This is a genomic window from Psychrobacillus sp. 05T411 (genome assembly GCF_056396485.1).
On the sequence record NZ_JBFTLO010000001.1, the window covers coordinates 79,210 to 93,105 of the forward strand.

The window sequence follows — 13,896 nt, forward strand, 5'->3', positions numbered from 1 at the left end:
CGCTCTTTCATTATGATAAGGCGTATTTTTTACAAACATCACAATACGGAATTTAGGAAATAGAAAGGATGTCACTATGAAAATAAATCAATTAATTGCAAACAATATTAATCACTTAGAAGTGGCATTACCAACGGATAAATCATTAGGAATTGCTGGTTTATCTGGTTCTGGTAAAACGACTTTTTGTCAAACAATTGGGGAAGAGTCTAAAAAGCGTCTCGTTTCTTTATTGCCAAAAGCTGAGTATCAGTATTTATTTCCCGATATTATGGAAACCAATTTCAGTGCAATCAAGATGGAAGAAATGCCTTTAGTGCTTTTCCTCGGAAAATCATCCATTTCTTCCAATCCTCGTTCAACAATCGGCACACATACTGGTGTGTTTACAGACATTCGCGTTTGTCTAGCTGAAAAATTTAATCTTTCTCCGGAAGTATTTTCATTTAATAATGAGTTAGGCTGGTGTCCGGGTTGTAAAGGTCGAGGGACTACGAAAAATGTCGAATGTAAAAAGTGTGAGGGTAGCCGTTATAATACAGAAACACTGCAATACAAAATCGAATTATTGGGTCAAGCCCATAGTATTTCCGATATTAACAACTTAAGTATAGAATCGATTCTTTCCCTAGCAGAAGAACTACATATTAGTGAAGAGAAACAACATATTCTCCAAAACATGATCAATATGAATATTGGTTACCTAACAATAAATCGCATTATGGGAACATTGTCAGGTGGAGAGCTAACACGACTTTACTTGGCAGAATTCATGGCGACAAGTGAAAACACGGTTATTATTATAGATGAAATATCCGTCGGTCTTGATCGCCAAACGTTGCTTAAAATTTTGGAGCAGATTAAACAATTAGGCTATAAAAATCAAATTTGGCTCATTGATCATTCAGACACAGTACTTGACACGTCGGATAAGCAATTGTTCTTTGGACCAGGTAGTGGTAAGTACGGCGGTAAAATTGTAGAAGAATCCCCACGTCCAAAACCAATCAATCGGGATCGAAATCAGGAAATGCCAACAGAATATTATCATTTTCATGATCTTTACAGTCGTAATATACAAATGGCTGAAATTCGAATTCCTAAAAACAGAATTGTCACTTTTACAGGAGAGTCTGGGTGTGGTAAATCCACACTTGTCAATGAGTGCATAGCGAAAGATTTTTTGAAGCGATACCCAAAAGATAAATTAGTAATAGTAGGGCAAAATCGAAACCAATCGATTACCAGTCGTTCAACCGTAGCGACCTTTCTTGATATAAAAAAGAAGCTTACCAAATATAGTGAAGATATTGATGATATTTTCGAGCGCTCGATTGAAGACATTATTGATGAATTGCCAAACGAAGACATTGCTCATAAGCGATTAAGCTTACTGATCAAACTTGGACTAGGTTATTTGACGTTGGAAAGAAAAACTCAATCCTTATCGAATGGCGAATTTCAATGTGTCCATTTAGTTTCTGAGCTATTTGCCAACTCTAAAAATCCACATACGCTTTTTATTTTTGACGAGCCTTCAAAAGGTTTATCACAAAATATATTAAATCAATTCATGGATAGTGTCAGGGTTATTCTAGAAGACGAATCGGTCTCGATGATTATGATTGAACATAATGCTTATATGCTTGAAAATGCTGATTTTATCGTTGATTTTGGGAAAAGACAACTTGGACCTGTAGAACATTTAGATGTTGTTAGTCATGATGATTATTATCGTCTTCAAAATCAAGTAGATATCATTACTCCGACATCTATCTCTTCCACACTCAAGCAGCAAACGGGTATTCATTACTTAGCAGAAAATCATATCAACTATTTTAAAAACGCAGAAAACATTTATAAGGGTGGCATTTTAAAAAGCTTATCCTCCATGGCACGTTTGATTTATGGAGAATACGAATCGCATAAAATTGCACCAGTGGTTGCCATTGATCTGGAAAGACATTTGTATAGCCAATACAGTTTTCTTTATGAAATTGGCGGTTTGATCAACCATATTGTGGCTGCTCACCCAACTAATAAAGATACAAGAAGTTTTGATTTCTTTACGCAGGATAATCATTGCCCATCATGCACAGGACGTTTAGAGATTGAAATATTTGATAAAGAACTTGTTATACAAGACAAAAATGTTCCATTCTGGGATGGTCTTTTGTATCAGGATGTGATGGAAGTATTAAAATATTATCAATATAACAAATTAGAATTTATCTTTGAAGAGATTAAAAATGAGCTCGGTCATGACCTGACAAAAAGCTATAATGACATGTCAGATGAAGAAAAACATACATTTTGGTACGGCTATTTTGAAAAGTCATTTTATGATAAGCAAGGTAAGGCGCGTAGAACATGGGTAGGTTTTAACACCATTCTGGGCATGTATATGGTCGTTTCAAAATCAATAATTAAGGAACAAATGAAAGAGTCCAAAGAAAAAGTTACTTGTCCGATTTGTCTAGGTACTGTATTAAACCATCATAAAAAACTCCAATTTGGCGACACGGATATTCGGGAGATCATTCATCAGCCACTAGATCAAGTGTTGAAAACGGTAGGGATGTTACCGGAACTGGTAAAAATGAAATCGATTGTCGGGGGAGAGATGACTTTAACGGAAGATGTATCTCTGCTACCTAGAGAAACACAAGTTGCACTGAAAATGTTCGAATTGGAAATGGCGAGCTTTGCTGGTTATGAAGTAGTATTACAAAATGTTTTGCCATTTTGGGAAAGAATTAAAGAAAATATCGAATCCATCAGTACAAACAACGAGGTTACCATCTGTGACTTTGACAATATCACGGAGACAAGAGAAAAAATCATTGATCAGTATTTCACTAATGGAAAATACAAAAAACTAACCTATGTTTATGAGGCATTTGGATATAAAAAAATTGTTACCCAAATAAATAAAGTTAAAAAAAGTCATCCATGTCCGTTCTGTAAAGGAAAGAAAGTAATTACGGAGGATAATCTTCATGACGGCGTATATAAATTAACGATACCGTGTGTTAGTTGTAATGAAAGTGGTATCAATGACGAAGGACTTGGGGAAGTTATTGAAGGCATAACAGTTGAAACATGGCACTCTGGGACAGTAAGTGATGTTGTGGATAAAAACTTATATTCTGAAACTGTCGCAGCTATTCCAATTTTCAATCGTATACGCGAGTTAAATAAACGAGATTTGATGGCGGTTTATGAATGCCTTGAGCAAAATAATTAAATTTCAATTATTAAAACATAGATAGATCTCAGCTAGTAATAAAAAACTCATTTGCAATAATAAATAGCAAATGAGTTTTTATGCTATTGTCTAGTAAATAGAATATGAAAAGTGCAAATTAAAGCAGATTTTATCATTTTCTCAGTTGTTTATTGACCAAAAGAACATTTGTTCCTATAATTAGTGTAAAGCTATTCAGGGGGGATAGAATTATGCCTAGAAAACGAGGAATAACCGATGAAATGATTATAGAGATGTATAAAAGCGGTATGACACATGAAGAGATGCAGACGGTAATTGGACTAACTTCAGGTGCAATACTGGATGTAGTACATAAACACAATGTACCTACTAATAGAAAACAATATTCAGGTAGGCCAAGAAAATATAAAGTAAATGAACATTTTTTCAAAGTTTGGTCGCATGATATGGCTTGGGTTTCAGGACTTTTAGTAACGGATGGCCATATAAATAAAGATACCCATACTATAAATTTCTCCCAAAAGGACGAGAGAATATTGCAGGTGATAGCAACCTATTTAGAAGCGGACTACGTGCTAGCACCATATGGAAAAACTAAAAAGACTCCAACATTAATTGTCAATTCGAAGATTATGAAAGAAGATCTTGCTATACTAGGAATCACTCCAAATAAATCATTAACAGATGTACCAGAAGAATATTTATCTTCCTTCGTACAAGGTATGATTGATGGGGATGGCTGGGTACAAGACAGAGGTTATGTAATGAATGTAACTACTGGTAGTGAAAATTTTGCAAAAGATCTTTTAAGTGTTTACAAATCTTGGGGTTAAGAACTGAAAACACAATTGAACATAGCCCAAAAGAAAGAAAAATATATCGTGTGTGGGTTAAAGGAAAAAATGACCTTCCAAAGCTAGCAAAAATCATTTATCAACATGCAACCGATAATTATAATTATCTAAAAAAAGAAAGATTATCCCAAAGGATAAAAGAGAAGGAGACGAATTATTATGTGGAAATTGGTTAATGGAAGATTAATACAAACAATTGATCAAACAAGAAGTGAATATAAAACACGAATTAGTTCAAAAATTATTCAACAACTAAAAAATATGGCAGAATTAAATAACACACATATTGGATATTTACTTGAAAACGGCTTTGAAAATATGATGAAAGTAGATGAAATTATATTTGATAAGAAAAATCGTCCTAAGGATCGTGTAGAGTTCAGAACTACTTGTGATAAGGATGTGATAACCAATCTAAGATTATTTGCAAAGAAAAATAATCTTAATTTAAATGACGTAATAGAGGCTAGTTTGGTTTATATAGATACAAATCACGTAAAAAGTGCAAACTGGAGATATAGAAAGGAAGTAGAATAAAAAAATGATAAATAGTTACTTTCAAATAGGGATGTGGTCATAATATATATTAGTTGGAGCTACGTTTCAATGAATAAGTATACTTGAAACAGTGAGATATTAGAGGAAAATTTGTATATGTACAATAACATCCATACACTTGTATGTACATTATTTTTTTCTTACGATAAAATTTATAATCACTTCGATTCCATGTATCCATCTTGTGTATTCAAAATTATTGTCTTCAATAGAATGTGCCCTCTCAATAATTAATTGAACTTCATGACAAAATCTGAACTTTTAGCAGCTCACCAATTTTTAAATAAAATTGGTGAGCACCTTATTTTTCAGTTCTTTTGGAGCTATTTAATGTGGTCGCACTTCCCTGGGCTTTTCAATTAAATTCTGGATGAATTACTTTATGATTGTATTATTTTCATTCCAATGATGATGAAGTTAACTTTGCTTGCTTTAACCTAGTACTTCGATAATATAAACCGTATATTAAAACAGCAATAACTATGACAAAGGAAAAGCAAATATAAATATTTCTATAAATAATTTCTAAAGATAAACTTTCTTGAAATGCTAATAATAATCCGGAAATTGTAACTCCGAGCCCCCCACCGAAAAATTGTATTAATTGGACGATTCCTATCCCTGAACCGATTTGATCCTTTGGCAGAATCCTTGTTATCTCGTTAGAAATACTCGTTGAAAGTGCTGTAAAGCCGACGCTCGCGAACATATATGTTGCAAGTATGAAATAAGGAGTTAAGGTAGATAAAAATGCAAACAGGATTGTGGCAATTAATAAAGATAATTGCCCAAAAGTAATTAATGGTGCATTGCCAAAGCGGTCAATTAATCTTCCTATAAATTGCCCAACAATCACTGCAATAATGGCTCCTGGAAAGATTATCATTCCTACCTCTACTGGTCCTTTTCCGAATACAGTCGTAAGTATAATTGGCATTAAAAATAGATTTGAAAAGTTTATGAAAAAGGCTGAGCAACCAATAAAAAGTAGTTTTGTATACTGCGTGTTTCTAAGGAGTATTGGCGGAATAAACGGTTCTTCTGTTCTATTAAGATATCTCCACCAAACCCAAAAAAGAACTAACGTTCCTGTCAAGATAACATATGAAAATGTGGATAGAAAAAGTAATAGACCTGTAACACTAAGTCCCGTTAGAATCGCACCATACAAATCGAAATGTCCTTTTTTAATAACTTCTTTCGGTAACAACTGTTGGAAGAAAGGAATAGATAGGATCGAAATGCCACTGACAGCGAAAAGATAATTCCATCCCAAGTATTGAGTAATGACACCTCCAATTACAGGCCCTAATCCAAATGCCAAAGCAGCAGTGGAAGCAATAATTGCCATCGCTCTTCCACGCCTTGAAAGAGGTATATACCGTCCAGCTATGATCATGCCCAACCCCATAACTCCTCCTCCACCGGCAGCCTGAATAATTCGAGCTCCTAATAAGATAATAAAATGATTTGAAAAGAAGCCAATGATGGACGCGATTCCTAACATGCAAATTCCAAAGAGCAGAAGTCTTGAGAGGGGAATAAAGTCAGATAGTCTGCTAAAGGTCAATGATGAAATGGCAAATATGATCGAATAACCGGAAACGAGCCACGACGCTGTTGATAAATTTAAGGATAAGTCCTTAAGTATAGAGGGCAATGCAACATTAAACATTGTCGTATTCATTACCACCAGCAAGATAGTAAAACTCAAAATTAAAATGATCTTATTCTCTTGAAAAGGCATCTTGCTATCATCTTTGGAAGAAGAAATTGAAGTCATTTGATCCCATCCTTATTTTAAAATTATTTGTATAGAGTACAAAATCGCTTTCACGACTTGTAACGTCCCAGATCAAGCTTAATCATTTGGAACGTTTCTCGCTCCTGTCATTGGCAGACTTAATATTGTTGTTTATAAAAAGGCGCTGAGAAAGGTTAAAGCCATTACCTTTTTTAGCGCCTCTTTACATGTGTCTTTTTATCAATACGTCAGTTCATATGATTTTGTTGTGATTGTATCCTTTTATAGTTTAACAAGCGTTCTACCGCGTACTTTTCCTTCTAATATAGATGTTAATACTTCTGGCAACTCTTTTAATGAGATTTCATTTACCATATCTTCATTTAACGTTGTTGGTTTCAAATCATCCCCTAAACGATTCCAAATTTCTAAACGCTTGTTCATTGGATATTCAACCGAATCAATGCCAAGCCAATTAACACCTCTTGAAATTGAAGGGAAAACGGTTGTGGAAACTTCCATTCCACCTGTAAAACCACATGTAGTTACAGATCCTCCATATTTCAATGTACTTAGAATGTATTGAAGCGTTTTACCACCTACAGGATCGACAGCACCAGCCCATTTTTCTTCGCGCATTGGCGCTTCGCCCTTATCTACAATTTCATCACGATGAATGATTTGTTTTGCGCCTAATCCTTTCAAGTATGCTGCTTGATCTGATTTACCCGTACTAGCTACAACATCATACTCTTTTTTAGCTAATATATTTACAGCAATACTGCCCACTCCTCCCGTTGCACCAGCTACTAAGACAGGTCCATGGCTTGGTTCTAATCCATTATCTTCAAGTCTTTGAACTGCTAATGCTGCTGTAAACCCAGCTGTCCCAAGAATCATGGATTCCTTTAAAGATAAACCATTTGGAAGCGGAACAACCCACTCTGCAGGGACACGTGCGATTTCACTAAATCCGCCAAAATGTCCTGTTCCTAATTTATAGCTAGTGACAATTACTTCATCACCCGTTGTAAAGCGTTCATCTTTTGAATCAATAACCGTACCTGCTAAATCGATTCCTGGTACTAAAGGATAAGAAGTTACAAACTTGTTTAGGATAGCTACTATACCGTCTTTATAGTTCACACTAGAATAGGCTACTCGAATGGTTACTTCCCCTTCTGGCAGATCTTCCATACTTAATTGTTTTATTTCTAACTTTGTTTGATCATTTACTTTATCTAATACCAATGCTTGAAAATTATTCATTTTATTTACCATTTCCTCTCTTTTCTCTTCTTTGTTCCGAATTTCCTTTCAAAATCATACACGTACTAGTTGAATGAGCAACAAGACTCCCTTTTTCATCATAGACATGACATTCCAGTAATCCAACTGAGGCACCTTTTTTTATTAATTTACCCTCAGCCAGAAGTTTCGATTTAAAAACGGGTTTAAGGAAATTCAATTTAATTTCCACCGTTGTAAAAAGTTCATCCCCAGCAAGTGTACTTGCAAAAGCTAATCCCATCGCAGCATCAGCTATATCACAAAGTATTCCACCATGTAGCGTGCCCATCGGATTATGCAATCTTTCAGATGCTTCTATTTCGACAACAACTCTACCTTCTTCAGCATCTACCACCTTAAAACCAAGTACTTGTGCAACTGGGGGTTGGGGTATTTCACCCGTCATCATTTTCTTTAAGTTTTCTAAGTGATTCATTATCCACGCCTCCTAAATAATAAATTTTAAKAGTATTTTTCAACGATGCAGGTGAAGATGTCCACCCAAGTTCCATTGTAATATTGGCTAAACTTATCTAAGATTACGCATCAAGAAAAAGCTTTTCATGTTCGGCAAACTGTTCTGGATATTGAAACAAATGTCTCCTTTTGAACAATTCGTTCGGATAGTTAGAATTTATTTTGTCATCCTTGATATTGTGATATCGATAACTTAAACAAGCGTTTGTAAAGCCACTCCAGTAAAGGGCACAAGCTCATCTGTCCGTCCATCGCGTATCTTGGTCACCCAAGCAGGATCAGCTAGTAATGCTCGCCCAACTGCTACTAAATCGAATTCATCTCTTTCAAGCATGTCAATTAACTTACTAATATCAGCGTTATTGGCCCGCTTCCCTTCAAATGAAGCTCTTGAAAACTCACTGTCTAACCCTATAGAACCAACAGTGATGGTAGGCTTGCCTGTCAGCTTTTTGGTCCAACCCGCTAGATTGAGGTTAGAACCTTCAAACTCAGGTTCCCAGAAACGACGGGTCGAGCAATGAAAAATATCGACTCCAGCATTAACTAACGGAGTTAGAAACTGTTCGAGCTGAGCTGGACTTTCCGCTAGTTTCGCTGTATAATCCTCACCCTTCCATTGGGAAAAGCGTAATATAATAGGAAAGTCTGATCCAACTGCCCTACGGCAAGCTTCGATTATTTCTACAGCAAAACGAGTACGTTTGACTAGGTCGCCACCATAATGGTCGGAGCGTTTATTGGTTTTCTCCCAAAAGAATTGGTCAATCAAATATCCGTGTGCACCGTGAAGTTCGATTCCGTCAAAACCCAGATGTTTAGCATCTGCAGCTGCTTGCGCATAAGCATCAATCACTGCAGTGATCTCCAGTTCGTTCATTGGATCAGTTACCTTGTCACCTGATGCGGTAAGACCTGATGGTCCAATCGGCAGCGCATCATGATTCGGTAGATCACCTTTCTTACGCCGCATACCAACATGCCAAAGTTGCGGAATAATTAGCCCACCAGCTTTATGTACAGCATCCACTACCTGCGACCATCCTTTTAGTGAATCTTCGCCATGGAAGTTCGGCCAGTTGGGATCGCTCGCCGCTGCCGGATGGTTAATTAAGGTACCTTCAGTTATGATTAAACCTACACCGTACTCAACCCGACGACGGTAATAAGATGCTACATCTGGCCCAGGTACCCCTTCTGGAGAAAAACCTCGAGTCATCGGAGACATTACGATGCGGTTAGGTAGCGTTAAATTTCCGATTGTAAAAGGTTCGAACAAAGATTGAACAGAAGAAGAATGGAAAATTTCTTCATTATTTTTCACAATATTACCTCCAGTTTGTTAAATTGATTTATCGATATAAATTAATCGTTCGTGTAATGGATACCTAATTTTCAAAAATTATTAGAATGAACGTTCTAGAATTAACAAAAAAAGAAAGCTAGTCTAACACTGAAAGCGTTAGGTCAATAATGCCTTCTAATTCTTTTTTGTTATAATTTGTCTTTATCAATACTCTTATTCCAACAAGATTGTTGTGCAAAAAACGAGAAACTGCATCTGGATCAATTTCCTTTGACAATTCACCATTTTTTTGTCCCTTTAATATAAGATTATTAAACATTTTCTCTGTACCGTTAAACATTTCAGTGGCTCTGCGTGCTATTTCTTTATCCAACAAAGATAATTCAACAGCTGCATTTACTGCCAAACAGCCCTTTGGATAATGTTCAACTGCGTTTAAGGCAAATTCAAATACTTCTCGTAACGCCTGCTTAATCGGTAAAGTGCCGTTTATTATCTTTTTCATTTTATTTGTAATGAGTTCTTCATAGTAAGTTAGAGAACTCAAAAACAAAGAACGTTTGTCACCAAAAGTGTCATAGATGCTTCTGCGATGAATCCCCATATGGTCTACCAATTCTTGCATAGAAGTTTTTTCGTATCCTTGTTCCCAAAAAAGTTCCATCGCTTTTTTCAATACTTCTTTTTCATCGAAAGCTTTATTTCTAGCCATTTTTTTCTCCTTAACAAAATATACCCATGAATTAATGGAATACTAATAAAAAATGTTGCATTACCGCTCTCCAACTTATTAGAACGATCATTCTAAAAAAGTTGAAATAAATTAAATCTAAACTATAAATAAATAATACTCTTTCTAGAATGATTAGTAAAGAATTAAAACTAAATAATAATTTCCAACGTATTCGCTACATATCCAGTTTTTTGCATTTTTATACAATGAAATTTCCATCTATTATTTCCGAATTTTTTCGAATCATTTTGTATTATAGGATTATACACAAACACCCACCTCCAGATTTCTTACAAACCACTTTTTCATCTTTATAAGTTAAATTGTTCACTGTAACATTTCCTAATCCGTGTGGTTATGATGCTTCCCTTTTAGTTGTCAGAAAATTACACCATCAACTTCTACTTGTTTTTTAGTTACATATAATATATTCTATCTTTTGAACCAACAAATTGGATGAGGAGTGATTCATATGGCAAAATCAGCTGCCAAACGAAAAAGAACACATCTACTACGTAATACAGGAAAAGATGTCACGAAATTACGTAATGATATCGATTTTAGTACGCATGTACGAATGACGAAAACCAAAAAGGAAAAACTACAACGACATGAAAACAAATATAAAAAGCATTTCCAACAAGGTCTATATCCCGATGGAAATGCTTTTTATATTTGTTTATACAACTTGCACACTTAATAATAAGGCTAAATATGCAGAAATAACGACCAAAATACTCATAATAAATGAAAATATGGGCGGCATCTTTTTGAAAAAAGATAAAATACTTACCGCAAGGAAGCAAATAGATACAATACCTAATAGTATACCATCTAATTTAGGCAAAAATTGAACGTTTAAGCTAGGTTGAATAGCCCCATCGTAGAATAATGTAAATAATGGTGAAAAGCCTTCAGAACTCAATATATGCGCTAAATTACTCGGCGGTGATTGTTGACTTAATGCACCTGTTGCTACGAAAATAAGCAAAATGATAAAGAATTCCACTTTTGTCCAAGGTCTTGGATCAAAATGTACCTCATTTTGTAGTTTTCGTTTCATCACAATCCCATTAATGAATGCATATCCGATTAAAGGAATAATGAGTAAATGTTTGATTAGCAAACTTTGACCGTAAGAAAGCATCCAGGAATCAGCATATGCACTCCACTCCATCGATAGGTTCATAAGGGAAAGTCCTGTAATGATCACAATTGCAAAACAATACAGGGCCAGAACATGAAACCATTTCAAAAACTTAGCCCAATTGTCCGTATTGCGTGAAAACCAACTAATGGTTAGTAAAATGCCAACCCAAATTGTGACGGATGCAAAATGAGTAAAATGGGTAATAAAACCTTTCACTGGCGAAATAGAGCTAGCATGTCCTGACCAACCCACCCCCGCAATTAAGACAAAAATTATCAGAATGCCAATGACAGAATAAATAGCTGTTGTTTTCTTATCAAAGAAGAAAATGTACAATCCTAAAATAATCGAAAAAATAGCTAAAAATAACCATGACTTCCCTACCTCAAACGTGAAAATAATGGATCTAAGCGTTTGCCATAAACCATAATCTTCATATAAAAAAGTAACTAGATTTAGTAATGGGGCAAATGAAAAAATTGCGATCCCAGCAACTGCAATAAGTTTTACTTTTCGTGATACGACTATTTCAGGTTTTAAATCAGCTGGAAATAACAAAAAAATATAACTTCCCATTAACAAGGCGAAGCACGTATACACAAGTGCTTCGCTAATTGTTGTTAAAAGAAAAATCATTTATTTTTTCTCCGTGTCATAAACCAGATTGCTGCAGCTAGTACAACTATAATTGCAATAATAAGTCCTGTGTTACTGTTTTTCTCTTCCTCTACATCCGACGTTGCAGTTTCTTCAACAGCTGTTTCTTCTTCCGTTACTTCTGGTTCGGTAACCTCTGACTCTTCTGTTGTTTCAGTAACTGTTTCCGTATCTTTAACTGATTCTTCAACTATTGGGGCATTTAATACGAAGTCTACTTCCCCTTCGATTGGATGTCCGTCAATGCCGACAATTTTCCAAATTATTTTATATGGGCCGTTTTCTAAATTACCTGCTACATTTCCTGTCATCACATTTTCCGTTACAGCTATATTAGTGATTTCCATTGATTCGTTTGCAGCGTTCATTAATTTAAAAGAGCTAGTGTCTTCGATTTTAGTTGCATAAGTTAGTGTGATTTCATCCAAGTTTTCCGTCACTGTAGTATCTTGAGCCGGATTTGAACTTTCTAATCCTGTGTGTGCAAAAGCTTGTGTACTGAATAGGAATAAACAAGCAATTGTCATGACAATAATTTTCTTCATGTTGTTCCTCCAAAATGTATATGTATTAGCTTACCGCCTATATACTTATACCATAAAGTTATGAAGAAAGAGTGAAATGGTCTATTTTTGCAAAATTCGATTTACACTATATTAAAAAAGCATCCCACAAAAGGTATTGTACCTGATGGAAATGCTTTTTATTATTGTATTTGGATCGTTACTCCCCGCTTTTTCATCTGAAAAAAGAATAAGCCTGATAGCGTTATACTGATCATCCCAAACACTATAACCATATATGGAAGACCAATAACGTCTAAAAGTGCTCCAGTAGATAATAGCACTACTTGAAACGAAATACGGTCCATCATGTTACGGAAAGAAAAGAACCTTCCGTGGTATTCTTTTGGCACTTGTTTTTGGAAAATCGTCATAGCTGTTGGGAAGAAACAACCAATTGCAAATCCAAAAACCGCAAATACAAACAAGGTAATCGTACGGCTTTCTGCAAAGAATAACAAAAGCTCAGCGAAGCCAATAACAAAAACAAAGAAATATAAAATACTAGCAATATTCCATTTCGAACCTATATATTTTATAAAAATGGAACCTAGCATAAAGGCAACACCTTCTACTGCATAAATAATTCCTTTGATAGAAGAAGAATCTTGTATTTCACTTATATTAATGACAATTAAGTTAAAGGAACCTAAAAACAAAACTGGTATAAAAGTTAACATCAAAGTAGTTAATACAGTAGGATTATCTTTCAGCATTGGAAAAACTTCTTTGAACCCATTCTTCCCTTTTACTAATTTCTGATCTACCTTCTCTATTTCCTCTATTTTCAGCATGCATGTGAATACCAGTAAACCAATATAAGCAACCATCGACATCATATAAAGCGATTGTATTGGCCAATAGACTAGAACTAGTCCTGCAAGTGCTGTTCCGGCTACTCGAGCAATTGTAGCTATATTCATATGCCATCCGTTTAACTGCAATAATTCTTTTTCTTTAACGATTAATGGTAACGTCGCTTGTAATGCGGGAAAATAAAAAGAAGCAGATATTTGTAAACTTATTAGAAATAATACCATCCACCAAATCGACCCAGTTGAGATTGCAACGAACATAAACAAAACGCTAAAAACCCTACCAATACTCGATATGATTAAAACCGTTTTCTTCCTCGATTGATCGATTATTTTTCCTGCAAGAGGACCTGTTAACACACCGGCCAACAGTCCACTTGCTAGGATAAGCGATTTATGAAAGTCAGAAGGTACTTTTTCTTGCATAAATTCGAGATTGCCAATAATTCCACTCCATAAACCTAGTCCTGCAATCATTTCCCCTATTAATACAATCCAAACATTCGCATTTCTCCACATA

Annotated in this window: 12 protein-coding genes; 4 read left to right on the forward strand and 8 right to left on the reverse strand. The window is 35.2% G+C overall.

Annotation, left to right across the window (positions count from 1 at the left end):
• The first annotated feature begins 76 nt into the window (after positions 1-76).
• The 3 genes from AC1DFT_RS00390 (at position 77) to AC1DFT_RS00400 (ending at position 4,620) form a co-directional block, all read left to right on the forward strand.
• Positions 77-3,247, forward strand: a complete 3,171-nt coding sequence (locus AC1DFT_RS00390; protein ID WP_477916592.1) for an ATP-binding cassette domain-containing protein — start codon at positions 77-79, stop codon at positions 3,245-3,247.
• 212 nt (positions 3,248-3,459) lie between these two features.
• Positions 3,460-4,062: an LAGLIDADG family homing endonuclease gene (locus AC1DFT_RS00395; protein WP_477916594.1), complete on the forward strand. Its 603-nt coding sequence runs from the start codon at positions 3,460-3,462 to the stop codon at positions 4,060-4,062.
• A gap of 180 nt (positions 4,063-4,242) precedes the next feature.
• Positions 4,243-4,620 carry an rRNA methyltransferase gene (locus tag AC1DFT_RS00400; protein WP_477916596.1) on the forward strand — a complete coding sequence of 126 codons (378 nt, stop codon included), beginning with the start codon at positions 4,243-4,245 and terminating at the stop codon, positions 4,618-4,620.
• A 418-nt stretch (positions 4,621-5,038) separates the two neighbouring features.
• Here the strand turns inward: AC1DFT_RS00400 and AC1DFT_RS00405 are convergent, their stop codons facing one another.
• The 5 genes from AC1DFT_RS00405 to AC1DFT_RS00425 form a co-directional block, all read right to left on the reverse strand.
• Positions 5,039-6,424 carry an MFS transporter gene (locus AC1DFT_RS00405; RefSeq protein WP_477916597.1) on the reverse strand — a complete coding sequence of 462 codons (1,386 nt, stop codon included), beginning with the start codon at positions 6,422-6,424 and terminating at the stop codon, positions 5,039-5,041.
• 243 nt (positions 6,425-6,667) lie between these two features.
• Positions 6,668-7,654: an acrylyl-CoA reductase family protein gene (locus AC1DFT_RS00410; RefSeq protein ID WP_477916599.1), complete on the reverse strand. Its 987-nt coding sequence runs from the start codon at positions 7,652-7,654 to the stop codon at positions 6,668-6,670.
• 1 nt (position 7,655) lies between these two features.
• On the reverse strand, positions 7,656-8,111 hold the full coding sequence (locus AC1DFT_RS00415) for a PaaI family thioesterase (protein WP_477916601.1): 456 nt from the start codon (positions 8,109-8,111) through the stop codon (positions 7,656-7,658).
• 234 nt (positions 8,112-8,345) lie between these two features.
• A complete protein-coding gene (locus AC1DFT_RS00420; RefSeq protein WP_477916603.1) occupies positions 8,346-9,476 on the reverse strand; it encodes an NADH:flavin oxidoreductase in 1,131 nt (376 codons plus the stop codon).
• A gap of 118 nt (positions 9,477-9,594) precedes the next feature.
• Positions 9,595-10,170 carry a TetR/AcrR family transcriptional regulator gene (locus AC1DFT_RS00425; protein WP_477916605.1) on the reverse strand — a complete coding sequence of 192 codons (576 nt, stop codon included), beginning with the start codon at positions 10,168-10,170 and terminating at the stop codon, positions 9,595-9,597.
• Between the two features lie 493 nt (positions 10,171-10,663).
• On the opposite strand from AC1DFT_RS00425, the gene AC1DFT_RS00430 reads away from it, so the two are divergent.
• The gene (locus tag AC1DFT_RS00430) at positions 10,664-10,891 is read left to right on the forward strand and encodes a hypothetical protein (protein WP_477916607.1); all 228 of its coding nucleotides are present in this window, start codon (positions 10,664-10,666) and stop codon (positions 10,889-10,891) included.
• Here the strand turns inward: AC1DFT_RS00430 and AC1DFT_RS00435 are convergent.
• The 3 genes from AC1DFT_RS00435 to AC1DFT_RS00445 all read right to left on the reverse strand — a co-directional run bounded on the left by AC1DFT_RS00435 (position 10,871) and on the right by AC1DFT_RS00445 (position 13,895).
• On the reverse strand, positions 10,871-11,977 hold the full coding sequence (locus tag AC1DFT_RS00435) for a copper resistance D family protein (RefSeq protein WP_477916608.1): 1,107 nt from the start codon (positions 11,975-11,977) through the stop codon (positions 10,871-10,873). The two genes, AC1DFT_RS00430 and AC1DFT_RS00435, sit on opposite strands and share 21 nt — an antisense overlap.
• On the reverse strand, positions 11,974-12,543 hold the full coding sequence (locus tag AC1DFT_RS00440) for a copper resistance CopC family protein (protein ID WP_477916610.1): 570 nt from the start codon (positions 12,541-12,543) through the stop codon (positions 11,974-11,976). Before AC1DFT_RS00440 ends, AC1DFT_RS00435 begins: the two co-directional genes overlap by 4 nt.
• 161 nt (positions 12,544-12,704) lie before the next feature.
• Positions 12,705-13,895, reverse strand: coding sequence for an MFS transporter (locus tag AC1DFT_RS00445; protein WP_477916611.1), 1,191 nt, complete (start codon positions 13,893-13,895; stop codon positions 12,705-12,707).
• Between the last annotated feature and the right edge of the window lies 1 nt (position 13,896).

Excerpts from the sequence above, each read along its gene's own strand:
- AC1DFT_RS00390 (WP_477916592.1), top strand. The coding sequence starts at position 77 with ATGAAAATAAATCAATTAATTGCAAACAATATTAATCACTTAGAAGTG.
- AC1DFT_RS00395 (WP_477916594.1), top strand. The coding sequence starts at position 3,460 with ATGCCTAGAAAACGAGGAATAACCGATGAAATGATTATAGAGATGTAT.
- AC1DFT_RS00400 (WP_477916596.1), top strand. The coding sequence starts at position 4,243 with ATGTGGAAATTGGTTAATGGAAGATTAATACAAACAATTGATCAAACA.
- AC1DFT_RS00405 (WP_477916597.1), bottom strand. The coding sequence starts at position 6,424 with ATGACTTCAATTTCTTCTTCCAAAGATGATAGCAAGATGCCTTTTCAA.
- AC1DFT_RS00410 (WP_477916599.1), bottom strand. The coding sequence starts at position 7,654 with ATGAATAATTTTCAAGCATTGGTATTAGATAAAGTAAATGATCAAACA.
- AC1DFT_RS00415 (WP_477916601.1), bottom strand. The coding sequence starts at position 8,111 with ATGAATCACTTAGAAAACTTAAAGAAAATGATGACGGGTGAAATACCC.
- AC1DFT_RS00425 (WP_477916605.1), bottom strand. The coding sequence starts at position 10,170 with ATGGCTAGAAATAAAGCTTTCGATGAAAAAGAAGTATTGAAAAAAGCG.
- AC1DFT_RS00430 (WP_477916607.1), top strand. The coding sequence starts at position 10,664 with ATGGCAAAATCAGCTGCCAAACGAAAAAGAACACATCTACTACGTAAT.
- AC1DFT_RS00435 (WP_477916608.1), bottom strand. The coding sequence starts at position 11,977 with ATGATTTTTCTTTTAACAACAATTAGCGAAGCACTTGTGTATACGTGC.
- AC1DFT_RS00440 (WP_477916610.1), bottom strand. The coding sequence starts at position 12,543 with ATGAAGAAAATTATTGTCATGACAATTGCTTGTTTATTCCTATTCAGT.
- AC1DFT_RS00445 (WP_477916611.1), bottom strand. The coding sequence starts at position 13,895 with ATGTGGAGAAATGCGAATGTTTGGATTGTATTAATAGGGGAAATGATT.